Source organism: Rhodococcus sp. G6(2025), assembly GCF_058628105.1.
This window is the reverse complement of the sequence record NZ_CP179750.1, coordinates 2,118,862-2,144,602: the sequence shown is the minus strand read 5'-3', so window position 1 is coordinate 2,144,602 and position 25,741 is coordinate 2,118,862. Positions and strand designations below refer to the sequence as shown.

Genomic DNA, 25,741 nt, shown 5'->3' with positions numbered 1-25,741 from the left:
CGGTCGCATCGTCGACCGACCAAGAGCCTAGTCGCTGGGGGTTGCGGGCCCTCGGGGCAGGTCGGCTTCCGGGCTCTCGCCGGCGTCTCCGGACCCCTCGGGTTCCTCCGTCGCCGGGTCTTCCTCGACCTCGACATCCACCACGACCTCGGTGTCGGAGTCGGTGTCCTGCGGTGCAACCGGCGCTGCCGGCGCTTCGGTGTCGTCGACGAGTTCGGCTTCGATCACCCGACTCGGCGCGACGTCTTCGGCGACCACCGGCTCCTCGGTGATCGGGGCGGCGATCGCCGGAACCTCCTCCGCGCCGGGAAGGTGCGGCTCCTCGTCCTCGGTGTCGGCGGCGTCCTCGTCCACGGCGCCCCGGCTCCGATGCCAGGCCACGACCACCGCCGTCACCGCGCCCGCGAGCCCGAGCCACGCGAACGTGAGCAGCCCGAACGCCCACCAGTTCAGCTCGACCGTTCCGAATGCGCCGAGCCTGCCGCCGGACACGAGGCCGAGTACCGCCGTCACCGCGCCCACCCCCGCGGCGGCGGTCAGCACGGTGAACAGCGCTTCCTGCCCGGCGACGCGGCGTCCGCAGTCGCGTCCGAGCATCACACCGATCAGCAGGGGAATCACCAGCAACGCAGGCCAGGCACCGCCCGACACCCCGTCGGGGACGGCGCCGAGCAGCGGCAACGGCGGCAGTGAACCACCGACGTTCCCGAACACGCTGACCGAGACGTCCCCGATCTGCGCGGTCCCTCCCATCACCGCGGCCGCGGCACCCACCACGACGTTCGGCAGGTACAGCACCGACAGGATCGTCAGTCCGAGCATTCCGACGACGCCGTCGCCGCGTTCGAGCAGCGAGCCGACCGTCGACCACTCCATCAGCAGCGAGATCGTGACCATGACCGCGCCGGCACCGAGAATCGCCGCCAACGCGCGCAGTCCCGGCCGTACCGCGTCCCGGACCCACGACGGAACCTGCGCCCCCAGCGTCGGCCACATCGCGACCGTCACACCGATCGCCGACGCGAGCAGGTGCACGAACAGCACCCATCCGAACGCGGCGAGCGCGTTCGGCGAAGACAACGGGATGACCGCCGACGCGTCCGCGATGACAGCGAGGCTGATGGCCGTCACGACCAGCGGTCCGGCCACCGCAGCGCCGATCACCTGCACAGCATGCCGCCGCGAGGACGCCGGGTGCACCACGCCGGCGCATCCACGGGCGACCACCCACACCATCCCCGCAGTCGGGATCAACGGGAGGACTCCGAGTGACGTGCCGTCGATCGTCAACGGCACCTGGTGGATCGCCAGCCACGACGCCGCGATGGCACCGAACGTTCCCGTGAGATCGCTGTTCGCCGCCACCAGCGTGACGACGATGAGTGCGGACAGCAGGACGACGGTGACACCCGCCGGCCGGAACGCGACCGCGAGCAGCGCCCGCATCTCGTCTGCGTCGGGCACGGGTCGCTGTCGCGGAACTTGCCGCTCCTCGTCACCGACGGCTCGCCGTCGCGCACCCTGTGCGACGCGCTGCGCACGATCAACCAAAGAACTCATCCCCTCGAGAGTGGCACTCCGACGCCGCGACAGCGGTCAGGCGCGCCGCACAGAAGTGGCCTCCGACCACGTTCGGTCAGAGGCCACCTTGCTGGTTGGGCCGCTACTTGTCGTCCCTGTCGGCACGCGTGTCGAACGCCTGGGTCGGCGCGCTGTAGCCCTCCGATTCGGGCTTGTCCGCCGATTCGGCCGGCTTCGCCTCGGTGGGCGGCTGCTCGCCGTACTCCAGCGTGCGCTCGACGGGGGACGACTCCGACTGCGAGCCGTACGCAGGCGCCGCGTGCTGCGCGGAACCGTAGCTGGTCCCGGCCGGGTACTGCGAGCTGGGCGTTCCGGTGGATTGCGACGGGCTCGACGGCTGCGAGTACCCCTGGTACTGCGGCTGCTGGTAGGCGGTGGTCGGGGCGTCGTACGACGCAGACCCGGCACCCGCACCGGCGCCGTAACCGGGCTGCTGGGGCTGCCCGTAGCCCTGGCCGTAGCCGGGCTGGCCCTGCGAGGGCTGACCCTGCTGGCCGTAGCCCTGCTGGCCGTAACCGGGTTGGTTCTGCTGCCCGTAGCCGGGCTGCGACTGGCTCTGCTGCCCGTAGCCCTGCGGCGCGCTCTGGCCGTAGCCCTGCGGCGGCTGTCCGTACGACTGCTGCGGGCTGCCCTGCCCGTAGCCCTGCGGGGCGCCCTGGCCGTAACCCTGCGGCGCCTGACCGGGCTGACCGAAGCCCGCGGCTGCGGACGGCTTGGGTGCCGGCTGCTTGAGGAGTCCGATGTCGAACAGGGTGGCCGCGACGGCCACGGCCGACTGGATGAAGCCGAGAACGAGTATCAGGATTGCGCCCCAACCGGAATCCGCGTCGACGTTGAGGTACACGAACAACGCGACTACCCAGCCGGCGACGGAGGCCGCCGCTGCCGCGCCCGCATAGGACTGCTTCGGAAGGAGCGAGACCGCCGCGAGAAGACCACCGAGGAACAGCAGGCCGAGCCCGTCCGTGTTCGCTTCGAACGAGTTCACGGACTCTCGCGCCAAGGTGGCGTACGGGGCGAACCCGAGCAGCAGGTTGAGGACACCGAGAACTGCGACACCGATCAGAAGGAAGAAGCCCAGGCCTTTCGGTTCTCCCCCTGCAGTCGGTTGCGCGGGCGGACCGTAACTCGGTCCTCCGGGCGTGAACGTCATGACTTCTCCTAGTCGACAAGTGGTCGTCTGCGTGCGCTCTTCCGACGCTAGCCTACGTATACCCGTCGGTCACTGCCGTCACTCGCGGCACGCAGCGGCGGGAACAACGCAGGAGACAATGGTCCGGTGCCGTACACCCTCGCCCCTCGCACCGCCGATCTCACCCTCGAGACGGAGGTGAAGCACTCACGTTTCATCGCCGCCCTGCGGCGCGTCGAGGACGCAGAGGCGGCGCAGGCTTTCGTCCAGGATCAGCGGCGCGCGTATCCCGATGCGCGACATCACTGTTCGGCGTACATCATCGGAAACGGGCCCAGCGACCGGGTCGAGCGTGCGAGCGACGACGGCGAACCTGGTGGCACCGCGGGCATACCGATGCTGCAGGTACTCAAGGCCCGTGATCTCGTCGACGTCACGGTGGTCGTGACACGGTATTTCGGGGGAATCAAGCTGGGGGCGGGCGGACTGGTGCGCGCCTACTCGGGCGCGGTGGCCACGGCAGTCGATGCCGCACCGCTCGTGCGAAGGGAACTGCGCCACCTGCACACCCTCGCCGTCGGCCACGCCGAGGCGGGACGCGTCGAGTCGGAGTTGCGTGGGCGGGGCGTCGTCGTGGTGGACACGACTTACGGGGAATCCGCGGTCCTCACCCTCGCGGCGAGGGACTCGGCGGAACTGGCCGATCTGGTCGCTGCCGTCACGTCGGGGACGGGGACACTCGATCCGGTCGGGGAGATGTGGGTCGATGCCTGAACGACCCGTGCGCCTTTTTGGTAGCGGGAGCTACCAAAAAGGCGCACGGGCGCGGAGCGCCTAGGCCTGGACGGTCAGGCTCTGCAGGATCTCGCGAGCGAGCGCAGCGGTCTCGGACGGCGTCTTGCCGACCTTCACGCCGGCAGCCTCGAGGGCGTCCTTCTTGGCCTGCGCGGTGCCCGAGGAACCGGAGACGATGGCGCCTGCGTGGCCCATGGTCTTGCCCTCGGGGGCGGTGAAGCCCGCGACGTAGCCGACGACCGGCTTGGTGACGTTCGCCTTGATGTAGTCGGCGGCACGCTCCTCGGCGTCGCCACCGATCTCACCGATCATCACGATGACCTTGGTCTCGGGGTCCTTCTCGAACGCCTCGATGGCGTCGATGTGGGTGGTGCCGATGACCGGGTCGCCGCCGATGCCGATTGCGGTGGAGAAGCCGAAGTCACGCAGCTCGAACATCATCTGGTAGGTCAGCGTGCCGGACTTGGACACGAGACCGATCGGGCCGGTGCCCGCGATGTTGGCCGGGGTGATGCCGACCAGCGACTCGCCGGGGGTGATGATGCCGGGGCAGTTGGGTCCGATGATGCGGGTCTTGTTGCCCTTGGACACGTTGTACGCCCAGGCGTACGCCGAGTCCTGGACCGGAATGCCCTCGGTGATGACCACGAGCAGCGGGATCTCCGCGTCGATGGCCTCGACGATGGCGTCCTTGGCGAATGCCGGGGGGACGAACGCAATGGAGACGTCCGCGCCGGTCTTCTCGATGGCCTCGGCGACGGTGCCGAAGACGGGCAGCTCGACGCCGCCGTCGTGGGTGACGGTGGTGCCGGCCTTACGGGCGTTGACACCGCCGACGACCTGGGTGCCGGCCTTGAGCATCAGCGCGGTGTGCTTGGTGCCCTCGCCGCCGGTGATGCCCTGGACGATGACCTTGGAGTCCTTGGTCAGGAAGATAGCCATGTTTTTTGAGTCCCTTTACTTTGCGGCGAAGGCCAGCTCGGCAGCCTTGTCGGCAGCCTCGTCCATGGTTCCGACGACCGTGACCAGCGGGTGGGCGGCCTCGGCGAGGATACGACGACCCTCTTCGACGTTGTTGCCGTCCAGGCGGACGACCAGCGGCTTGTTGGCCTCGTCACCGAGCGTCTTCAGGGCGCCGACGATGCCGTTGGCGACCGCGTCACACGCGGTGATGCCACCGAAAACGTTCACGAACACGCTCTTGACCTGCGCGTCGTTCAGGATGACGTCCAGGCCGTTCGCCATGACCTCTGCGGAGGCGCCGCCACCGATGTCGAGGAAGTTGGCCGGCTTCACGCCACCGTGCTTCTCACCTGCGTAGGCGACGACGTCCAGGGTCGACATGACCAGGCCGGCGCCGTTACCGATGATGCCGACCTCACCGTCGAGCTTGACGTAGTTGAGGTCGTTTTCCTTGGCCTTGAGCTCGAGCGGATCCGTGGCGTCCTTGTCCTCGAACGCCTCGTGGCCGGGCTGACGGAACGCAGCGTTCTCGTCGAGCGTGACCTTGCCGTCGAGTGCGAGGATCTGGTCGTCCGGCGTGCGGACGAGCGGGTTGACCTCGACGAGGAGAGCGTCTTCGTTGATGAAGACCTCCCACAGCTTCTGGATCGTCACGGCCGCTGCGTCGAGCACCTCGGCGGGCAGCTTTCCTGCCTCGGCGATGCTGCGCGCGAACGCGAGGTCGACACCCTTGACGGCGTCGACGGGGATCTTCGCGAGAGCGTCGGGGTTCTCCTCGGCGGTGACCTCGATCTCGACGCCACCTTCGACCGAGCACATGGCCAGGTAGGTGCGGTTGGTGCGGTCGAGCAGGAAGGAGATGTAGTACTCCTCGGCGATGTCACTCGCCTCTGCGACCAGCAGCTTCTTGACGACATGACCCTTGATGTCGAGGCCCAGGATCGCCTCGGCGTTGGCCTGGGCGGCATCGGCGTCGGCGGAGTACTTCACGCCACCGGCCTTGCCGCGGCCTCCGACCTTGACCTGCGCCTTGACCATCACGGGCTTGCCGATTTCTTCGGCAATCTCGCGTGCGCCGGCGACCGTGTCGGTAACACGCCCAGCCGAAGTCGGCACCTCGTGCTTGGCGAAGAGTTCCTTCGCCTGGTATTCGAAGAGATCCATCTGCTCACCGTCTCGTCTGCGTTGACACCCGCTCGAGGGGTAGGAGCGGGTCTGTTTTGGACTTTAACCAGTTGCCGGGCCCGGTCTGCGCCCGCGTGTCTGCTATGTGGTCCACATCACGCGATATCACGTATTGAGGCGGGCCTCACCGCCGTCGACGGGGCGGACCTCACCGATTTCTGCTGCGTGTCGTGAGGGCCGCGGCAGCCGCAATCAACACTATGCCCACCGTTGTCGGGACGACACCGGCCCCCATTGAGGGATCGGTCACCCGGGCCGCGGTGAGCGGCCACGACAGGAGGTATACCCCCACCACAACGGCCGAACCGAGCAGGAGTGCCACCGCCCGGGCCGGCCGGGCACGTGAGGCGACGATCACTGCGAGGACCACCGCGACGCCCAGTAGGACGCGCCCCCACACGTCGAGGTTCCACGGGAACTCCGCGAACGACGCGGGCGCGTAGTCGTCGCCGCGTGCATCCGTCCCGTGGAAGAGCGGCAGTCCCAGTCCGACGAACGCGGCGACCGCCCCGAGACCACCGACCGCGAGGACCGCGATCGAGGTGGACGGCTCCTCGGACGTGTCGATCTCCTCACGTTCCGCCGAACCGGCGAACCACGTCAGCACGCCGGTGACGACAGCGGTGACGGCCGCACACCACAGCAGCGCGGCACCGATTCCGGCGCCGATTCCGGGGACGTCGGTGGCGAGCACGACGGACTGCGACACCGAGGCGACGGAGAACGGGATCGTCACCCACAGCACTCCGACCGCGGGCCGGACAGTGGAGGCGAACTCCGACAGCAGCAGCCAGACGCAGCCGACGACGAGCACGAGGGCGGCGACGAGCACGACCCGGGTGGCGTAGACATCGGGGCGCACGGCGTCGGCCGGGATGTCGAGGACGGGGAGCAGGGCACCGGCGGCGGCGAGCACGGCGGTGACGATTCCGGTGGTCCCGGCGGCGACGTGCCAGCGGGCGATTCGAGCGCGGGCCGCGGCGGCCTCGGCTCGCAGCGCCGCCTTGGCGACGCCCTTCGCGGACGGGGCGACGGCCCCCTTCTTCGCCGGGCCGCCCTGAGCCGGCGCGGACGACGAGGGGGTGGCGAGCGTCTTCACGATCCTGCTGTCGCGAGCTCGGTCGACCATCGGGATGCAGACACCGACGAGTACGAGGACACCGGCGCCGGCGGTCCCCCACACCGCGCCGGGCCCGGGCTGGATCCGTTCGCCCGCGGCGAGTCCGGCCACCAGGCGCGTCCCGACCACGCCGAGCGCGGCCAGACCGGCCCCGACGAGCGCACCGGACGCGACGGGCGGCGAGATGGACGCCAGTGCGGAGGCGACCACGATCAGAACGGCCGCCGCCAGCAGCCCGGCGCCTGCGGACGCGGCGAGGTCCGACTCCACGACCGTCGGGACGAGGATGACCGGATCCTCGGACACGAAGGCAGGAGCGAACAGCGCGCCGACGAGCACGACGGCGGCGACCACCGCGACCGCGGACGGCAGGAATCCGACACGGGCGCCGGTCGCCCGTCCGACCTGTTCGGAGCTGCGGGCGTCGCCGTAACCGTCCATCAGCGATTCCCGGTGGACCGCGACCATGCCGAGGAGGCCGGCGAAGGCGATCAGCAGGTGTCCGCCGAGGGCGGCGTACGCGCCGGACCCGGCGGCGAGCTCGGCCGCCGTCTCGGGCCGGAACAATTCGAGTCGATTGGCGTCGATGGCGTCCGTCCACAGCTGCGTGTCGAGCACGGCGGCGCCGAGGGACATCGCACCGGCACCTGCCAGCAGCGCACCCGCCACCGCGGTGCGCCGGGCGAGAAGCGCGAGGACGGCGAGAACGGATGGGGCGAGGGCGAAGACGGCAGCCCACAGTGCGGCTGCGCCGATCGCGGACGGCGCGGCCACCCCGTCGGCCGAACGGACGGCGTGCAGGACGGGCGCCGAGGCCACTCCCACTCCCCCGACGAGACCCAGGACGACCGCGAGCACGCACCCCCGGCGCGCACGGGCGGGATCGGGCTCCTCGACGGCCGTCAGACCGGTGCCGCCGGACGAGGGAATACGTTCGGGCTCGGCCCTACGCCCGTCCGGAGATCGAGTTGATGACGCCACAGGCCGACGCTAGCGCTAACCCACTGCCTCCCCCACGTTGTGACACGCGTATTCAGGGGCGAGATTGAACCGAGACGAAAAGTGGGTTCGACGTTTCCCCAGCTCAGTTTGTGATGCCCGTCACATGTAGCCGTTCCTCCGCGTTACAGGTTGCGCGCATCGCAACCGTTTCGTTACCGTCGCCAAGGTCTAAGTCACAGGCAGGTCACGAGCAGGAGGGGGACGGGCGTATGCACCATCGCAGCCAGTTCACGGCCAGCCGTTTTGTGAGTCACCACGATGACGAGTTGCGGGGTCACAACGACGAAGTCGCGCCCACGTACCCCTCGAGGTCGGTCGAGCGTTATCCCGAGACCGATAGTTCTGAGATTTCACGCATGCTCTTCCGCAATTCGCAGTCCACACGCTCCACCCCCGACAGCGTCGACGCCGGCAACGGCTTCGAGACCATCGACACCGAGTCCGAGATTCCCGGCTTCACCCCCCGCAGCGGTTCCGAGTCCTTCGAGGGTGCACCCTCCCACTCCCGCCGCGGAGCCCACCGCATCCCGACTCCTCCCTCAGCTCTCAAAGGTCGCGCCGCAGTCCTCGCCGTCGCAGCGGGCGCCGTAGTCGCCGCAGGCCAGGCTGCCGTCACCAGCGGATCGTCCAGCTCCTCCGACCACTCCGAGGTCGCCCTCGCCAGTGACGAGTCGAGCACCATCGGAACCACCGCCGAGCCACAGGCCGCCCAGTTCTCCACGGTCGCCGACACCGCCGCGTCCGATTCGAACGCCCCGCAGGTCCTCAACATCGCGAACCCGACCGACCTGTCGCAGTTCAGCAACCTGCTCGCCAAGGGACAGCGTTTCAGCGAAGAGCGCGCCGCCCGCGAAGCCGCTGCCCGCCGCCCCCTGTTCGTCCTCCCCGCCGTGGGAACCTTCACCTCCAACTTCGGAAGCCGCTGGGGCACCCTGCACGCAGGCGTCGATATCGCCGCCCCCATCGGCACCCCCATCGTGGCCGTCGCCGACGGCGAGGTCATCGACTCGGGTCCGGCTTCCGGGTTCGGCATGTGGGTCCGCCTCAAGCACGCCGACGGCACCATCACCGTCTACGGCCACATCAACACCTCCACCGTCACCGTCGGCCAGAAGGTCATGGCGGGCGACCAGATCGCGACCGTCGGCAACCGCGGCTTCTCCACCGGCCCGCACCTGCACTTCGAGGTTCACCTCGCCGGCGAGAACAAGATCGATCCCCTCCCCTGGCTGGCCTCCCGCGGCATCAGCCTCGGCCCCGAGATGGACTGACCGAAACCTCTCGGCACCACCTGAACACACGACTGCGGCGCATGCATTGCATGCGCCGCAGTCGTCTTTCGTGTCTCTACAGCTTGACCATCGGGACGCCACCGATCAGCATCAGCCGGACCTTGCCCGCGCTGCCGAAGTCGATGGTGACCGTCGCGGTCGGGCCTGCGCCCTTGGTCTCGAGGACCGTGCCGAGGCCGTACTTGTCGTGACTGACACGGTCGCCGACCGTGAGCACCAGGTTGTTGTTGCGGGAGCGGGCGGCGCCGAAGCTCGGCGTGCCCGCCGACCCGCCGCCGTAACCGGAACCGCCACCGAAGCCCTGGCCGCCGTATCCCGATCCACGCGCACGGCCACCGCCGATCGCACCCCCCGAACCGATACCGGTGCCCGGGTCCTCACGACGCCAGTGCACGAGATCCGATGGGATCTCCTGCAGGAACCGCGACTCCGGGTTCTGGATGGGCTGGCCCCACGCCGACCGCATGACGGCCCGCGTCAGATACAGCCGCTGCCGGGCACGGGTGATGCCCACGTATGCGAGCCGGCGCTCCTCCGACAGTTCCGTGGGGTCGCCGAGAGCCCGCATGTGCGGGAACTGACCGTCTTCCCACCCGGTGACGAAGACGACGGGGAACTCGAGCCCCTTCGCGGTGTGCAGGGTCATCAGCGTGACGACGCCCTCGTCGTTGTCGGGTAGCTGATCGGAGTCCGCGACCAGGGACACCCGTTCGAGGAACGCGGCGAGGGAACCGGGATCGGGTTCACCGTCCCGGGCGTCGACGTCGCCGTCCTCCGGCGGTTCCACGAGGCCGGCCGCGTTCCGCGCGTCGGAGCTGAACTCACGCGCCACGCTCACGAGTTCGTTGAGGTTGTCGAGACGCGCCCCGTCCTGAGGGTCGCTGCTCGCCGCGAGCTCGGCGCGGTAGCCTGTCCGCTCCAGGACCGCCTCGACGACGTCGCCGATGTCGCCGAGCTGGTCGGGGACGACGTCATCCGCAGTGGTCTCCGGCGGGAGCAGCACCCGCAGTCCGTCCATGAGCTCGAGGAACGACGCGATGGCCTTCTGGGAACGGGTGTTCAGCAGCGGTACGCGGCCCTCACCGCCGTCCCGCAGTGCCTCCGCGAAGCTGATGCCCCGCTGCTCGGAATGGACGGCCACACACGCCTCGGCGCGGTCGCCGATGCCGCGGCGGGGTGTGTTGAGAATCCGGCGCAGGCTGACGGTGTCGTTCTCGTTCGCGAGGACTCGGAGATACGCGACGATGTCCCGCACCTCCTTGCGCTCGTAGAACCGCACTCCGCCGACGACCTTGTACGGAACGCCGAGCCGGATGAAGATCTCCTCGAGGGCACGGGACGAGTTGTTGGTGCGGTAGAACACGGCGACATCACCGAACTTGGCGTCGCCGGAATCGACGAGCTTGTCGATCTCGGACGCCACGAACGACGCCTCGTCGTGCTCGTTGTCCGCGACGTAGCCGGTGATGAGCTCACCCACACCCGAATCGGTCCACAGCCGCTTCTCACGCCGGCCGGTGTTCTTCGAGATCACCGAGTTGGCCGCCGACAGGATGTTCTGGGTGGAGCGGTAGTTCTGCTCCAGCAGGATGGTGCGGGCGTCCGGGTAGTCGCGCTCGAACTCCTCGATGTTGCGGATCGTGGCGCCGCGGAACGCGTAGATCGACTGATCCGCGTCGCCCACCACACACAGCTCGGCCGGGGCGACCCGGTGGTCCGCGTCCTCGCCGTCCGCGGTTCCGCCAACCAGCTCGCGCACCAGCATGTACTGGGCGTGGTTCGTGTCCTGGTACTCGTCGACCAGCACGTGTCGGAACCGTCGACGGTAGTACTCCGCCACCTGGGGGAACGCCTGCAGCATAGCGACCGTCTCGCCGATCAGGTCGTCGAAGTCCAGCGCGTTCGCCGAACGCAACCGCTGCTGGTAGTGCCCGTACACCTTGGCGATCAGCCGAGGCAGTTCCGCCGGATCCTTGTCGGCGTCGGCGCTCGCCTGCTCGGGATCGACGAGCTCGTTCTTGAGATTCGAGATGTGGGTGGCGAGCAGCCGAGCCGAGTAGCGCTTGGTGTCGATGTTGAGATCCTTGGCGATCATCGTCAGCAGTCGCCGCGAGTCGTCCGCGTCGTAGATGGAGAAGTTCGAGTTGAGGCCGGGGAGCAGCGCCGCCTGGGCCCGCAGGATCCGCACGCAGCTCGAGTGGAACGTGGACACCCACATGCTGTTGGCCCTGGGGCCGACGAGGTGGGCGACGCGTTCCCGCATCTCCGCGGCAGCCTTGTTGGTGAACGTGATGGCCAGGATCTGACCGGGCATCACCCCCCGCTCGGCCAGCAGATATGCGATGCGGCGGGTGAGCACAGCCGTCTTGCCCGAGCCCGCACCCGCGACGATCAACAGCGGAGAACCGGCGTGCACGACCGCTTCCCGTTGCTGTGGGTTGAGGCCCTGGAGGAGCGCATCGGACCCTGCGCGCGCCGGTGCAGCGGCGTGCGGAGTCGACGTGGCGCTCAGGGGAGAAGCGGTGCCGGAGATAGTGTTCATCAACTATCAAACTTACCGGCGTGTACCGACAGCGTCACAGCCGCTTGGCCTGCGCGGTACCGCCATGGCAAACTGGTACACATGTTCAGTCCGCCGTCGCGCCCCCTGTGGCGATTTTTTTACGGGTACCGGCCTCCGGTGCCCGTGAACTGAACAGCTCACGAGCCCCGAGGTCCGCACCGGATCCGGGGCTTTTTTCGTCAAACGAGCCTGGATCGGTAACGACTCGAGCCAAAACAACGATCCAAGTTCTGACAAGAGGGAGACGAACCAATGAGCACTCAGACCGTCGCATCAGCCGCCAAGGAAACCGCTGTGCCCACCAGCGAGGCCGAGATCGAGGTTCTCCGCCAGGAGATCGACAAGCTCGACGCCGAGATTCTCGCCGCTATCAAGCGCCGCGCAGAGGTCTCGCAGCTCATCGGGCGCACCCGGATGGCGTCCGGCGGTCCCCGCCTCGTCCACAGCCGTGAGATGAAGGTGCTCGAGCGGTTCAACGAGCTCGGCCAGGAAGGCCACACACTCGCCATGCTGCTGCTGCGCCTCGGGCGCGGCCGCCTCGGTCACTGATTTCCCGAAGCGGCCCGCCCGTCCCCCGACGGCGGTCGCTACGGCTCGAGTGCCACGTACTTGGTCTCCAGGTACTCCTCGATGCCTTCACTGCCCCCTTCGCGCCCGAAGCCTGACGCTTTGACGCCGCCGAAGGGGGCAGCGGTGTCCGAGATGACTCCCCGGTTGATGCCGACCATGCCCGATTCGAGGGCGTCGGCCACCCGGAGTGCACGGTCCAGATCCCGGGTGAAGATGTACGACGCCAGGCCGAACTCCGTGTCGTTGGCCGCGGCGATGCCCTCCTCCTCGGTGTCGAACCCGGCGATCGCGACCACCGGCCCGAACACCTCCTCCTTCAGGATCCGAGCCTGCGCGGGGATCTCGTCCAGCACGGTCGCCGGGTAGAAGTAACCGGGACCTTCCGGTGCGACCCCGCCGAGCCGCACCCGGGCACCGGCGCCGACGGCGTCCTGCACCAGTTCCCCGACCTTCTCGAGTTGGTCCGCGTTGATCAGCGGGCCGAGCGTCGTGTCGGAATCCGTGCCGGGTCCGAGCGTGTACGAGGACAGCTTGTCGACGAGCTTCGCGGTGAACTCCTCCCGCACACTGTTCGCGACGTGGAAGCGATTGGCCGCGGTGCAGGCCTCGCCGCCGTTGCGCATCTTGGCGAGGACGGCGCCCGCCACCGCCTTGTCCACGTCGGCGTCGTCGAAGACCACGAACGGCGCGTTCCCGCCGAGTTCCATGGACGTGCGCAGCAGCCCCTTCGCCGACTTCTCGACGAGCATCCGGCCGACCCCGGTCGAGCCGGTGAACGTGAGCTTCCGTAGCCGGGGGTCGTCGAGCAGTGGACCGGTCACCTCCCCCGACTTCGACGTCGGCAGCACGGACAGCACGCCCTTCGGGAGCCCCGCGTCGGCCATCACCTCGGCGAGCAGGAGCATCGTCAACGGAGTCTCGGAGGCGGGTTTGACGATCATCGTGCAGCCGGCCGCCAGTGCGGGTCCGATCTTGCGGGTGCCCATCGCGAGCGGGAAGTTCCACGGTGTGATCGCCAGACACGGCCCGACGGGTTGCTTGGTCACCAGGATGCGTCCGTTCCCCGCGGGTGCCGGTGTGTAGCGGCCGGCGATACGCACGGCCTCCTCGCTGAACCACCGGAAGAACTCGGCGCCGTACTTGACCTCCGCCGCGCTCTCCGGCAGCGCCTTGCCCATCTCCAGCGTCATCAGCAGCGCGAAGTCGTCGGCCCGGGCCGTGATCTTCTCGAACACCGCGCGGAGCAGTTCCCCGCGGTCACGTGCCGGCGTCGCCGCCCACTCCCGCTGCACCGCGACCGCGGCGTCGAGCGCTTTCATCGCGTCGGCGGGACTGGCGTCCGCGACCTCGGTGAGCGCGTCACCGGTGGCGGGGTCGAAAACGGTGAACGTGGCGCCGTTCTCGGCGTCACGCTTCTCGCCGCCGAGGAAGAGGGTTGTGGGAACGGTTCGCATGAGTTCGACAGCATCCATGACGTCCATCATGCGCCGCACCGAAGTTCGCACGGAAGTTTCGACGCGCGGGCATTAAGCTCAAATCTCGTGAGCTCAGACATCACCGGAACCGCTGCCTGGCAGAAATTGCGTGATCATCACGCTCAGATTCAGTCCGTCCATCTTCGAGAACTCTTCGAGAAGGACCCGGCACGCGGGCAGGAGCTCACCGTCTCGGCCGGCGACCTGTACATCGACTACAGCAAGCACCGCATCGACCGCGACACCATCGGGTTGCTCCTCGAACTGGCCCGCAGTGCCGACCTGGAGGCACGCCGGGACGCGATGTTCGCGGGCGAGCACATCAACACCTCCGAGGACCGCGCCGTCCTCCACACGGCGCTGAGGCTGCCCGCCGACGCGTCTCTCGTCGTCGACGGGCAGGACGTCGTCGCCGACGTCCACGAGGTCCTCGACCGCATGGGCGACTTCACGGATCGGGTGCGCTCCGGTGAATGGCGCGGCGCGACGGGCGAGCGAATCAAGACCGTCGTCAACATCGGTATCGGCGGATCGGATCTGGGTCCGGTGATGGTGTACCGCGCGCTGCGGCACTACGCCGACGCGGGCATCAGCGTCCGGTTCATCTCCAACGTCGACCCCGCCGACCTGGTGCGCAGCCTGCAGGGCCTCGACCCGGCCACCACCCTGTTCATCGTGGCGTCCAAGACGTTCTCGACGCTCGAGACGCTCACCAACGCCACCGCCGCGCGTCGGTGGCTGCTGGGCGGTCTCGGCCTCGGAAACGAAGCGGTCGCAAAGCATTTCGTCGCCGTCTCGACGCACGCGGATCGGGTGTCGGAGTTCGGAATCGACACGGCCAACATGTTCGGATTCTGGGATTGGGTGGGTGGCCGGTACTCGGTCGATTCCGCCATCGGGCTGTCGGTGATGGCGGCGATCGGCAAGGAGCGTTTCGCGGAGTTCCTCGCCGGCTTCCATGCCGTGGACGAACACTTCCGGACGGCGCCGCTCGAGGAGAACGCGCCGGTCCTGCTCGGCCTGATCGGCCTCTGGTACTCGAACTTCTTCGGCGCCGAATCCCGTGCCGTGCTGCCCTATTCCAACGACCTCATGCGGTTCGCGGCCTATCTGCAGCAGTTGACGATGGAATCGAACGGCAAGTCGGTGCGCGCCGACGGCACACCCGTCCCCACGTCCACCGGTGAGATCTTCTGGGGCGAACCCGGAACCAACGGGCAGCACGCCTTCTACCAGCTCCTGCACCAGGGCACGCGGCTCGTCCCCTCCGATTTCATCGGTTTCGGCGAACCCACCGACGACCTGCCCACGGCGGACGGCACCGGCAGCATGCACGACCTGCTGATGAGCAACTTCTTCGCCCAGACGAAGGTCCTGGCGTTCGGCAAGACGGCCGAGGAGATCGCGGCCGAGGGAACGCCCGAACATCTGGTGCCGCACAAGGTCATGCCCGGCAACCGGCCGTCCACCACGATCCTCGCGCCGAAGCTCACCCCGTCGGTGATCGGACAGCTGATCGCCCTGTACGAGCACCAGGTATTCGTCGAGGGCGTCGTGTGGGGCATCGACTCGTTCGACCAGTGGGGTGTCGAGCTCGGCAAGACGCAGGCCGTCGAGTTGCAGCCGGTGCTCACCGCGGCGGAAGAACCGGCCACGCAAAGCGATTCGTCGACGGACAGCCTGGTGCGCTGGTACCGCCGTCAGCGCGGACGGGCCTGATTCACCAGCTCTCGGTGGTGTAGACCCGGCCCGACCGGTCCACCAGCCGGGCGCGCAATTCGTGCTGTTCGATCCAGCGGATCGCACCGATGCCGCGGGCGAGGGCAGCGACGCTGGCCGCGTACGCCCAGAGCGCGTCGTCGGCGATCACCGACACGGTCTCCCACTCGGTGGCGGTGGGCGGTTCGGCAGCCGGGGGCGCGAACGCCGTCGCCATCGCCGTCCCGTTCACCAGTTCGACCTCGCCGTCGCCGGGCACCGGGATCTGCCAGCCGCCGGCGGGACAGTGCCCGGCCGTCGCGACGACGTCGCCGATACGCACGGCGGCCCCGCACTCGAGTTGGCGGGCCACCAGTTCCGCCGCCCGGTCCACCGTGTCGGCCTTGGCGGTGTCGGTGATGTCGAACGAGGCGCCCCACGGCGCGAACACGACGTCGTCGTCGATCTGGACGTCGAGGAAGCTGGGTGCCGGGTGCACGGTGGGGATCAGGTCCTCGTCAGGAGATTCGGTGGCGAGCGGGTTCACCACCCCGTCGGTCATCCGGGCGGCCCAGAGCGCCGACCGCAGCAGTGCGGACATCCGCCGGCTGACCTTCACCGGCGCGCCCTGCGAGAGGTTGACGGCGTGGATCTCGGCGTCGCCGCGGTGGATGTCGCAGACCGATTCGGTCTCGTCGATGACGGCCGCGATCAGCGCTGCAGCCTCGGGTAGGGCGGCGCCTTCGGTGACGTCGACTTCCACGACGGAACCCCACACCTTCCATTTCTCGACGCTAACCATGGTGTTCTCCGTGTGCGGTCCGTACAGCGCTGCACTTCCAGTATGCGCCGGCTGTCCAGAGGTCGGCCTCCTGCGACCACCTCGACCGGTCGTACACTTCGCTGGTGAGCGCCCGATTGAGCGTCGTCGACGAGATGTTCCTGCGCACCCATCGGGGGTGGGGAACGCCGATCGTGATGCAGGGCCTGTGGCGTACCGACGGGGAGGTGACCGCCTCGACCCTCGATGCCCTGAGCGCAGACTTCGCCCGCGGACCGCTGGGAAGGCGGGTGGTGCGTCCGCGGATTCCCGGCGCGCGGCCCCGGTTCGAGCCGAGTACCGACGCCTTTCCCGTCGAAGACGCGGAGATCCAGGCCGGGGCGGTCCTCGCGTGGGCCGACGAGCAGGGCTCGTTGTCGGTGGACCCCGAGCGAGGTCCCGCCTGGCGTCTGGCGTGCGCACGACCGGCGGGCGGAGGCACGGTGCTGTCGCTGGTGTGTTCGCACGTGATCGCGGATGCGCGCGGGCTGGCGGCCGCCATCGCGGCGGCGCTGCGGGGACTACCCCCGTCGGATCAGGGAGGTGCGGAAGGCGCTGTCGCGGACATGTGGGACGCCACCCGGCTCGCCCGCCGCGTGACCGAGGGAACCGTGCGTGCGGTCACCGGTCTCGTGGTGAGCGGGGCCCGTCGCGCGGAACTCCGCCGCTTCCTGCACGTGAGTGGCAAAGCGTCCCCCGGCACACTTTGCCACTCACCTGTGTCGGCGGTGCTGGACGTGGACGCCGAGCAGTGGGACGCCGCCGCGGAGCAGGCAGGCGGAACCCCGAACAGCCTGTTCCTGGCCGTGGTGGCCGAATTGGCGCGGCGGGACGGCGAGTCCCGCCCGCTCACGATCAGTGTGCCGATGGACCTGCGGGGCGCGGCCACCTCGTCGGGTACCGCGAACTCCGTCGCCATGGTCGAGGTGGATGTCGGCCCGCAGGACACCGTCGCGGATGTGCGGGCGGCGAGCCGCGCGGCGTTCTCCGCGCCCGCGATGACGAGTCCGGCCGGGTTCCCGGAGGAGATGCTGCAACTGGTCCCCGACCGGGTGGCGCATGCCCTCACGGGTAACCCCGGCGAACGGGACGTGCTGTGTTCGAACATCGGACCGCTACCCGAGGCGCTCGTCTCGATCGGCGGTCACCGCGCCACCGGCATCGCCACCCGGGCCGTGCATCCGGGTGTCGTGACCAGCCGCACCCGGCTGTCCGCCTATCTCAGCCGATTCGGCGGCAGCTACACCCTCGCGCTCGAATCGCTGGACAGTCCGGACCGCGCGGAACTCCGGGAGCGGGCGACGACCGTCCTCGCCCGGCACGGTCTCGATGCCCGCGGCTGGTGACGTCAGGACTCGGACGCGGGTTCGGCGTAGGGCTGACGCGCCGACTGCGGATCGCCGTAGGTGATCGCCCGCTCCCGGCGCGTCCGCGACGCCAGCGTGACGGCCCAGTTGAGCAGGGTGCCGAACCGGTTGCGGTACCCGGCGAGGAACGCGATGTGGATGGCGCCCCACGACACCCAGCCCAGGAACCCGGACATCCGGATCGGGCCCGCCTGAAGCAGCGCATGCCTGCGGGCGATGTACGCCGCGCTCCCCAGGTCGCGGTACTTGAAGGGTTTGCGGTCGGGCGTTCCCCCCGCGACCGTGCGGGCGATGCACCCACCGACGTGCTTGCCGCCCTGCATCGCGACCTCGGCCACGCCGGGGAGGTCGTTCAGCGACATCAGGTCGCCGATCACCCAGACGTTCGGGTGTCCGGGCACGGTGAGGTCGGGTTCGACGGCGATGCGCCCGCCCTGAATCTGCTTCACGCCCAGCGCATTCGCGAGAGCTTCCGCGAACGGCACGGCCTCGACGCCCGCGGTCCAGAGGATCGTGCGAGCCCCGTAGCGCTTCTTGGTGCGCGCAGCATTCTTGGCCGTCGTCTCGATGCTGGTCTCGCAGACGTCGGTGACGTGCACCCCGAGGTGCGTTTCGACGCCGATCTTGTCGAGGGTGCGCTGCGCCGCCGCGGACAGTTTCCGATTGAACGACGGGAGAACGCGGTCGCCGCCGTGGAACAGCAGAACCCGGGCCTCGCAGGGGTCGATGGACTGGAACTCGTGGGCGAGAGCGTGCACGGCGAGTTCCCGGATCTGGCCCGCCAGTTCGACCCCGGTGGGCCCACCGCCCGCGACGGCGAAGGTCAGCCACGGCCTGCGTTCCTCCGCGGTGGGCAGCGATTCGGCCATCTCGAAGGCGCAGATCAGCTTCCGGCGAATGGCGAGCGCGTCGTCGAGGGTCTTCATCCCCGGCGCCCATTTTATGTACTCGTCGTGCCCGTGGTACGTCTGTCGCATGCCCGCGGCGACGATCAGGTAGTCGTAGGGCAGGTCGAATGTGGATCCGTCGAAGCGACTGGCGGTCAGGACCCTGCTGACGGCGTCGATCGCGTGCGCCTCCCCGAGGGCGACGTGCACGTTGCGGTTGCCGCGCAGCAGGTGCCGCAGCGGGCTGCTGATCTCGCCCTCGGAGAGCAACCCCGTCGCGCATTGATAGAGCAGCGGCTGGAAGAGGTGGCTGGTTCCCCGGTCCAGCAGGGTGACGTCCACGTCGACGTCGCGGAGCCGCCGGGCGGCGTGGATTCCGCCGAACCCTCCCCCGACGATGACGACACGCGGCCTCGAACGCTGCAGGCCGAGGGACGAGGATTCCTGGGCGGTCGTCATAGGTCAGTCCTACACGAACCGGGATGTCCATGCATGAGGAAGGAATCTCAATGCGAGGTCGATTCCTCGCCATGTGATTCCGGGTAGCGCAGCGCGGTTCGTCTCCTTCTCGATGGCCGCGACCATCGCATCGACGCCGTCGTCGAGGGTGGCCGTCATCTTGGCAGTGTCGCCGGCCCGGCCCGACATGTCGGTGGCGATGTACCCGGGCAGCAGCGTGGTCACCACGATCGGACTCTTCGCCAGCTCCGCGGTGAGCGCCTCGCCGAGGGCCGACACTCCGGCTTTGCTCGCCGAGTACGCCGCCTTCGGGCCGGGCAGACCACGATCGGCACTGATCGAGGACACGAGCACCAGGTGCCCGGCGTTCTGTTCGCGGAAGATGCCGAGCGCCGCCTCGCACTGCGACAGGGCACCGACGAAGTTGGTGCGGACGGTGGCGAGATTGGCGTCGGCCCGGCCCGTTCCGATCCGGGCCCCTTTGCCGAGTCCGGCGTTGACGACGACGCGGTCGAGCCCGCCCAGCTCGGCGCGCAGTTCCCCGAAAACGCGGATCACCGCGTCATGGTCGGTGACGTCGAGTTCGCGGATGGCGACGGTGATCCCGGGATGCGCCGCCCGCAACTCGTCACGCACGGACTCGAGCCGCTCGACGCGTCGCGCACACAGCGCGAGGTCTCGTCCCTGGGCGGCGAACCGGCGAGCCATCTCCTCGCCGAGTCCCGAGCTGGCCCCGGTGATCAGAATCTTCTGCCGTCTCATTCCGCCACACTATCTACCCGCGGGTAACAACGCGAGGGGCCCGCCTGAACCTCTGACATCCACCACCGACCGGCTTACGGTTACAGGTATGACTGACTCGGGGAGCGGCGCGGAAGAGTTCGATGTCATCGTGATCGGAGGCGGCCCCGCCGGTGAGAACGCGGCGAGTTACGCCATCGCGGGCAGCGACCGCACCGCGGCACTGATCGAACACGAACTCGTCGGCGGGGAATGCTCCTACTGGGCGTGCATGCCCAGCAAGGCACTGCTGCGTCCCGGTGAGGTCCTCGGGGCGGCGCGCAACATGCCCGGGGTGTCGGCCGGTCCGCTCGACGTGGACGCCGTGCTGGCGCGACGCGACTCGTTCACCGGCAACCACGACGACTCCTCGCAGGTGATGTGGGCCGACTCGCAGGGGATCGACGTCATCCGCGGATCGGCACGCATCACCGGGGACCGCACGGTGACGGTCGGCGATTCCCGCCGGTTGCGCGCCCGGCACGCCGTCGTGGTCGCCACCGGGACGACCGCCGCGGTCCCCGACACCCCCGGCCTGCGAGCGGCGTTGCCGTGGATCTCGCGGGACGCCACCAACCTGAGAGAGATTCCGCGCCGGGTGGCCGTGATCGGCGGCGGCGTCGTGGCCTGTGAGAGCGCGACGTGGCTGCTGGACCTCGGTGTCGAGGAACTGACGATGGTGGTGCGCGGCCGGGCGCTGCTCCCCAAGAACGAGCCGTTCGCCGGTGAGCGGGTGGCCCGCTCGCTGGAGAAGAAGGGTGCGCGGGTCCTGTTCGGCGCGGACCTTCGCGGCGTCGAGCGGGCCGACGCCCGGGACACGGGGATCGGCCGCATCCACGGCGGCCCGGTGACTCTGGACGTGGCGGGACAGGATCCGCTCGTCGTCGACGAGGTCGTCGTCGCGACCGGGCGCACGCCGGCGACGGCGGCGCTCGGCCTCGACGCGCGACTGCTGAACTCCCACGGATACCTCACCACGGACGACCACCTGACGACGGCGGACGAATGGTTGTACGCCGTCGGCGACGCCAACGGCCGCGCGCTGCTCACTCACATGGGCAAATACCAGGCCCGCGTCTGCGGCGACGTGATCGCCGCGCGCGCCGAGGGCAGGCCGCTGGAGGGGGCCCGCTTCCGGGCGACCGCCGATCACGGCCAGGTTCCCCAGGTGGTGTTCGCCGACCCGGAGGTCTCGGCCGTCGGGATCACCGAGAGGGAGGCACGCGACGCCGGCGTGGACGTGGAGACCGTCGAGGTCGACATCGCCGTCGCCGGCTCGTCACTGGCGCGCGACGATTTCAGTGGTCACGCCAAGCTCGTGATCGACCGGGCCACCGACACCCTGGTCGGGGCGACGTTCGCGGGCACGGATGTCGGCGAGCTCATCCATGCCGCCACCATCGCGCTGGTCGGGAAGGTGCCGCTGGACTCGCTGTGGCACGCGGTCCCGTCGTACCCGACGGTGAGCGAGGTGTGGCTGCGGCTGCTGGAGGCGCGGCGCTGAGCTGAACGGAACACCGTCGGCGGAGGTGAATGCCCCCTCAGGCGGTCTCCGTATAGTTTCCGACATGGCGTCTGACACTCTCACAACCGACACGCTGGTGAGGACGACCGCAGGGGTGGTCCGTGGCCGGCGCGTCGGCGACCTGGTCGCGTGGCGGGGAATTCCCTACGCGGCTCCCCCGGTCGGGCCGCTGCGGTTGCGCGCACCCCAGCCGGTCACGCCGTGGTCCGGTGAGTTCGACGCCTCCGAATTCGGCGACGCCGCCGTGCAGCACAAGAAGTTCACCGCTCTCCGGCCAGGCAAGTATCAGCCGTCCAGCGAGAACTGCCTGACGCTCAACGTGCTGGCCACGCCCGGCACGTCCGGGGCACGCCCGGTGATGGTGTTCATCCACGGCGGCGCGTACACGCTGGGCATGTCGGCGACCGCGCTCTACGGCGGACAGTCGCTGGTCCGCCGCGGCGACATCGTGTATGTGTCGATCAACTACCGCCTCGGATCGCTCGGATACCTCGACTTCACCCAATTCTCCACCCCCGAACGACCTTTCGACTCCAACCTCGGACTCCGAGACCAGGTCGCCGCACTCGAATGGGTGCAACGCAACATCGCCGAATTCGGCGGCGACCCCGACAACGTCACCGTCTTCGGCGAATCCGCGGGCGCCAACGCCGTCACCACACTCATGACCACCCCCGCCGCGAAAGGACTGTTCGCGCGGGCCATCTCGGAGAGTTCCGCCCCCGGCCTCGTCACCACCGCCGACCGCGCCGCCCGGTGGGCATCCGACTACGTGACGCTGCTCGGGGCCGAACCGGACACCGCCGCAGAGGCCCTCGCCTCGTCACCGGTCGGCGCACTGGGCCGGGCCGGAAATCGTCTCGGCGCGAAAGTGCTGTCGGAGACGCCGGGACTGCACCCGTTCGGACCCGTGATCGACGGCGACTTCCTGCCGAAGCCGCCGCTCGACGCGTTCGCCGACGGCTCGGCGCACCGGGTACCGCTGATCATCGGTACCAACGCCCGCGAGGGCACCCTGTTCCCGAAACTCCTCGACGCGCTGCCGACCGACCCCGACCGGATCGGGCGGATGTTCGCACTCACCGACCCCGGCGCCGAGGCCCGCGTCACCGCCGCGTATCCCGGCTACCCGGCGCCGGACGCGGCCACCGACCTGGGCGGCGACCTCACGTTCTGGAAGCCGTCGGTCGAACTGGCCGAGGCCCATTCCGCGTTCGCCCCCACCTTCAGCTATCGTTTCGACTTCGCTCCGCGCGCCATGAAATGGCTCGGACTGGACGCCACACACGGATTCGAGTTGTTCGCGGTGTTCGACATCGCCGACACCCTGATCGGCCGCGGCCTCACCCTGCCCGGCGGTCGTCGCGGGCTCAAGGACGTGACGGACACCGTGCAGCGGCACTGGCTGCACTTCGCCTCGCAGGGAACACCGTTGGCGTCGTGGCCGCAGTACGACACCGATAGGAGGGCAACACTCGTGTTCGACACCGTCACCACCGTCCAGGACGATCCGCGCCGGGAGCGCAGGCTGGCCTGGGAGGGGTACCGGGGCTATTACGGGCAGGGCCTGTGAGCGCTCTCGAGGTCCACACCGAAGCCGGCGCCGTCGGAGGACGCCGGATCGACGACCTGACTGCCTGGCGGGGTATCCCCTACGCCGCTCCCCCCGTCGGGCCGCTGCGGTTGCGGGCCCCGCACCCGGTCGAACCGTGGTCGGGGGTCCGGCGGGCCTTCCACTTCGGGTCCCCCGCACCGCAGGGCGATGGGACCGACGAGGACTGTCTCACCCTCAACGTGCTCGCCCCCGGGTCCACATCCGAGTCGCCGCGACCGGTGATGATGTTCATCCACGGCGGCGCCTACTCCGGCGGGTCTTCGTCCTCGGCGCTCTACAGCGGCGAATCGCTGGTCCGCCGCGGCGACATCGTGTACGTGTCGATCAACTACCGCCTCGGATCGCTCGGATACCTCGACTTCACCCAATTCTCCACCCCCGAACGACCTTTCGACTCCAACCTCGGACTCCGAGACCAGGTCGCCGCACTCGAATGGGTGCAACGCAACATCGCCGAATTCGGCGGCGACCCCGACAACGTCACCGTCTTCGGCGAATCCGCAGGCGCCAACGCCGTCACCACACTCATGACCACCCCCGCCGCGAAAGGACTGTTCGCGCGGGCCATCGCGGAGAGCCCTCCGGTGGCGTCGGCGTACCACCCCGAGCGGGCGGCGCGGTGGTCGCGCGAATTCCTCGAGATCGCCGGGGTCCCGCTCTCCGAGGCCGCGACGTGGCTCGCGACCGCCGACCCGGCCGACTTCGTCGAAGCGGGGACGACACTGGCGCACCGGGGCGCCGACGAGGAACCGGGAACCCGCGCGTTCGCGCCCGTCGTCGACGGCTTCTTCCTTCCCACGCATCCGCTCGACTGCTTCGCGTCCGGTTCCGGGCACCCGGTTCCGCTGATCATCGGCACGAACCGCCACGAGGGCAGGGTCTTTCCCCGGTTCCTGAACATCCTGCCCACCGATCCCGCCCGGATCGACAAGATGTTCTCGCACGTGGACGCGTCGGTGAAGGAACGGGCCATCGCCGCCTACCCCGGTTATCCCGGGAGGCGTGCGGCCGCGGACCTCGGCGGCGACGTGACGTTCTGGGAACCGTCCGTCCTGTGCGCGCAGGGTCACACGACCGTCGCACCGACCTACAGTTACCGGTACGACTTCGCACCCCGGTTGCTTCACATCCTCGGGCTGGGCGCCACCCACGCGACGGAGATGTACGCGGTGTTCGGGCTGACCGGGCCGTGGGCGCGGCTGCTCACCGCGCTCGGGGGCCGCCGCGGGTTGCGGGCCGTCACCGACACCGTTCAGTCGCACTGGCTGCATTTCGCCCGGCACGGGACCCCGGCACCCGGATGGCCCCGGTACTCGCCGGAGCGCCGCGAGACGCTCATCATCGACGCGACGAGCCGGGTGGAGAACGATCCGCTCGGTGAGCGTCGACGCGCCTGGCTGGGGTACGAGCACCGACGCTAGCCGGCGGCAGTCGCGGGCGGATTCGCGGTGTTTTCGTTCCCCGGTGCGACCCTCCCGGTTGCCCTAGTCTCGTAGAGACCTGCATTCGGGAGGCGAGAATGACCGAGTCGAACGATCTCGCAGGCCGCACCATGGTGGTCACCGGTGCCACCTCGGGGCTCGGCCTGGAGACCTGCCGCCAACTCGCACGCCGCGGGGCCACCGTCGTTCTGGTCGGCCGGGACCAGGACAGGATCGACGCGGTGATCGCCGAACTGTCCGAGAACACCGACCGCGACCGGCTGAACTCGGCGCTCGCCGACCTGTCCTCGCTCGACCGTGCACGCAGGCTGTCGGAGGAACTGCTGCACCGGTTCCCGCGGATCGATGTGCTGGTGAACAACGCGGGCATCGACGTGGGGCATCGTCAACTGACGGTGGACGGCTTCGAAGAGATGTTCGCCGTGAACTATCTCGCGCCGTTCGTGCTGGCGACGTCGCTGGCTCCGGCGATGGCGCAGGCGTCGACCGCCGACGCCGCCGGTTACCGGCATCCGGCACGCATCGTCGACGTCAGCTCGCCGGGACATCGCGGCGGGCACCTCGACTTCGACGACCTCGACGGCACGAAGGACACGTTCCACGGCCAGCGTGCGTACAACAACTCCAAACTCGCCCTGACCCTGTTCACCCGCGAGTTGGCGCGCCGGTCCGATCCTGCGAGGCTGGTCGTCAATTGCGCCGACCCCGGGTTCGTCCGCGGCACCTCCCTCGGGCGGGGTCTGTTCGGCTACCAGGTGGTGGGAACACTCCTGACCCCGTTCGCGTCGGACGTCGCGAAGGCAGCGGACACGGTGGTCTGGACCGCCACCGCGACGGAGAGCGGCAAGTTCACCGGCGAATACGTCAAGGGCTGCAAGGTTGTTCACCCGAGCAAGGACGCACGTGACGCCGAACTCGCCGCGCGGTTGTGGGACGCCACCGAGGCACTGCTCGCCGGCCGCGGTGCGGCCCGCCGCTGACGCCGGTCAGTTCGGATCCTCGAAGAGCGACAGCACGTTGCCGTGCGGGTCCCGGAACCACGCGACGCGGATGCCATCCGGGGCGCGCCAGGCGGCGTGCTCGTCCTGATCCATGCCCGGGTACTCGGTGAACTCGATGCCCTTGCTGCGCAGTGTTTCGACGACCTTGTTCAGGTCGCCGACCTTCCACCCCAGCACCGTGTACCCGGTGTCGGCCTTCGCCTGCACCAGCGTGACCCGGAGCAGGGAGCCGTTGCAATCGAGGGCCAACGCGAACTCGTCCCGTGAGTCGAGCGTCAGCCCCAGGGTCTCCACGTAGAACATCTCCGAGACGTCCAGATCGGTGCTGGCCACGAAACTCACGAGCTCACCCTGAAGACTCATGAATCAACTGTGCCCCGCGCACCCGCGGGCAGGCAAGAGCGCGGGCTCACTGACGGCGGTATCCCGTGACCCGGGGCACACGGACCGAGGGTCGCAAGTTAACGTC

Annotated in this window: 20 protein-coding genes; 9 read left to right on the top strand and 11 right to left on the bottom strand. The window is 69.1% G+C overall.

Annotation, left to right across the window (positions count from 1 at the left end):
- Positions 1-27 precede the first annotated feature (27 nt).
- Positions 28-1,551 (bottom strand): cell division protein PerM, encoded by a 1,524-nt coding sequence (locus ACLIVD_RS09650; protein ID WP_491932365.1) that lies wholly within the window; start codon positions 1,549-1,551, stop codon positions 28-30.
- 112 nt (positions 1,552-1,663) lie between these two features.
- The gene (locus ACLIVD_RS09645; protein WP_283354041.1) at positions 1,664-2,734 is read right to left on the bottom strand and encodes a DUF5336 domain-containing protein; all 1,071 of its coding nucleotides are present in this window, start codon (positions 2,732-2,734) and stop codon (positions 1,664-1,666) included.
- A 126-nt stretch (positions 2,735-2,860) separates the two neighbouring features.
- On the opposite strand from ACLIVD_RS09645, the gene ACLIVD_RS09640 reads away from it, so the two are divergent.
- Positions 2,861-3,487 (top strand): IMPACT family protein, encoded by a 627-nt coding sequence (locus ACLIVD_RS09640; RefSeq protein ID WP_317567962.1) that lies wholly within the window; start codon positions 2,861-2,863, stop codon positions 3,485-3,487.
- Between the two features lie 60 nt (positions 3,488-3,547).
- On the opposite strand, the gene sucD is transcribed toward ACLIVD_RS09640, so the two are convergent.
- From sucD to ACLIVD_RS09625, 3 genes are all read right to left on the bottom strand, one after another.
- On the bottom strand, positions 3,548-4,450 hold the full coding sequence (gene sucD / locus ACLIVD_RS09635; RefSeq protein ID WP_005238543.1) for a succinate--CoA ligase subunit alpha: 903 nt from the start codon (positions 4,448-4,450) through the stop codon (positions 3,548-3,550).
- Between the two features lie 15 nt (positions 4,451-4,465).
- Positions 4,466-5,635 (bottom strand): ADP-forming succinate--CoA ligase subunit beta, encoded by a 1,170-nt coding sequence (sucC, locus tag ACLIVD_RS09630; RefSeq protein WP_005238541.1) that lies wholly within the window; start codon positions 5,633-5,635, stop codon positions 4,466-4,468.
- Positions 5,636-5,804: 169 nt separating this feature from the next.
- Positions 5,805-7,757, bottom strand: coding sequence for a hypothetical protein (locus ACLIVD_RS09625; protein WP_491932364.1), 1,953 nt, complete (start codon positions 7,755-7,757; stop codon positions 5,805-5,807).
- Between the two features lie 230 nt (positions 7,758-7,987).
- Between ACLIVD_RS09625 and ACLIVD_RS09620 the strand changes: the two genes are divergently transcribed.
- On the top strand, positions 7,988-9,049 hold the full coding sequence (locus ACLIVD_RS09620) for a M23 family metallopeptidase (RefSeq protein WP_283354044.1): 1,062 nt from the start codon (positions 7,988-7,990) through the stop codon (positions 9,047-9,049).
- A gap of 76 nt (positions 9,050-9,125) precedes the next feature.
- Here ACLIVD_RS09620 and pcrA read toward each other — a convergent pair whose 3' ends face one another.
- Positions 9,126-11,612 (bottom strand): DNA helicase PcrA, encoded by a 2,487-nt coding sequence (pcrA, locus tag ACLIVD_RS09615; protein WP_317567960.1) that lies wholly within the window; start codon positions 11,610-11,612, stop codon positions 9,126-9,128.
- Between the two features lie 273 nt (positions 11,613-11,885).
- On the opposite strand from pcrA, the gene ACLIVD_RS09610 reads away from it, so the two are divergent.
- A complete protein-coding gene (locus ACLIVD_RS09610; RefSeq protein ID WP_005238528.1) occupies positions 11,886-12,182 on the top strand; it encodes a chorismate mutase in 297 nt (98 codons plus the stop codon).
- 38 nt (positions 12,183-12,220) lie between these two features.
- Here the strand turns inward: ACLIVD_RS09610 and ACLIVD_RS09605 are convergent, their stop codons facing one another.
- A complete protein-coding gene (locus tag ACLIVD_RS09605; protein WP_283354046.1) occupies positions 12,221-13,675 on the bottom strand; it encodes an NAD-dependent succinate-semialdehyde dehydrogenase in 1,455 nt (484 codons plus the stop codon).
- A 69-nt stretch (positions 13,676-13,744) separates the two neighbouring features.
- On the opposite strand from ACLIVD_RS09605, the gene pgi reads away from it, so the two are divergent.
- Positions 13,745-15,397 (top strand): glucose-6-phosphate isomerase, encoded by a 1,653-nt coding sequence (gene pgi / locus ACLIVD_RS09600; protein WP_283354047.1) that lies wholly within the window; start codon positions 13,745-13,747, stop codon positions 15,395-15,397.
- Between the two features lies 1 nt (position 15,398).
- Here the strand turns inward: pgi and ACLIVD_RS09595 are convergent, their stop codons facing one another.
- A complete protein-coding gene (locus ACLIVD_RS09595; protein WP_009478830.1) occupies positions 15,399-16,178 on the bottom strand; it encodes an FAD:protein FMN transferase in 780 nt (259 codons plus the stop codon).
- Between the two features lie 104 nt (positions 16,179-16,282).
- On the opposite strand from ACLIVD_RS09595, the gene ACLIVD_RS09590 reads away from it, so the two are divergent.
- Entirely contained in the window at positions 16,283-17,542 is a 1,260-nt protein-coding gene (locus ACLIVD_RS09590; protein WP_491932362.1) for a hypothetical protein, read from the top strand.
- 2 nt (positions 17,543-17,544) lie between these two features.
- Here the strand turns inward: ACLIVD_RS09590 and ACLIVD_RS09585 are convergent, their stop codons facing one another.
- Both ACLIVD_RS09585 and ACLIVD_RS09580 read right to left on the bottom strand, forming a co-directional pair.
- The gene (locus tag ACLIVD_RS09585) at positions 17,545-18,909 is read right to left on the bottom strand and encodes an NAD(P)/FAD-dependent oxidoreductase (protein WP_283354049.1); all 1,365 of its coding nucleotides are present in this window, start codon (positions 18,907-18,909) and stop codon (positions 17,545-17,547) included.
- Between the two features lie 9 nt (positions 18,910-18,918).
- The gene (locus tag ACLIVD_RS09580) at positions 18,919-19,671 is read right to left on the bottom strand and encodes an SDR family oxidoreductase (protein WP_280784125.1); all 753 of its coding nucleotides are present in this window, start codon (positions 19,669-19,671) and stop codon (positions 18,919-18,921) included.
- An 88-nt stretch (positions 19,672-19,759) separates the two neighbouring features.
- On the opposite strand from ACLIVD_RS09580, the gene ACLIVD_RS09575 reads away from it, so the two are divergent.
- The 4 genes from ACLIVD_RS09575 to ACLIVD_RS09560 all read left to right on the top strand — a co-directional run bounded on the left by ACLIVD_RS09575 (position 19,760) and on the right by ACLIVD_RS09560 (position 25,251).
- Positions 19,760-21,193 carry a dihydrolipoyl dehydrogenase family protein gene (locus ACLIVD_RS09575; protein WP_491932361.1) on the top strand — a complete coding sequence of 478 codons (1,434 nt, stop codon included), beginning with the start codon at positions 19,760-19,762 and terminating at the stop codon, positions 21,191-21,193.
- A gap of 64 nt (positions 21,194-21,257) precedes the next feature.
- The gene (locus ACLIVD_RS09570) at positions 21,258-22,787 is read left to right on the top strand and encodes a carboxylesterase/lipase family protein (RefSeq protein ID WP_491932360.1); all 1,530 of its coding nucleotides are present in this window, start codon (positions 21,258-21,260) and stop codon (positions 22,785-22,787) included.
- Positions 22,784-24,250 (top strand): carboxylesterase/lipase family protein, encoded by a 1,467-nt coding sequence (locus ACLIVD_RS09565; protein ID WP_283354052.1) that lies wholly within the window; start codon positions 22,784-22,786, stop codon positions 24,248-24,250. The genes ACLIVD_RS09570 and ACLIVD_RS09565 overlap by 4 nt, the downstream gene beginning before the upstream one ends.
- 98 nt (positions 24,251-24,348) lie before the next feature.
- The gene (locus ACLIVD_RS09560; RefSeq protein WP_491932359.1) at positions 24,349-25,251 is read left to right on the top strand and encodes an SDR family oxidoreductase; all 903 of its coding nucleotides are present in this window, start codon (positions 24,349-24,351) and stop codon (positions 25,249-25,251) included.
- Between the two features lie 6 nt (positions 25,252-25,257).
- On the opposite strand, the gene ACLIVD_RS09555 is transcribed toward ACLIVD_RS09560, so the two are convergent.
- A complete protein-coding gene (locus ACLIVD_RS09555) occupies positions 25,258-25,635 on the bottom strand; it encodes a VOC family protein (protein ID WP_491932358.1) in 378 nt (125 codons plus the stop codon).
- Positions 25,636-25,741: the final 106 nt, after the last annotated feature.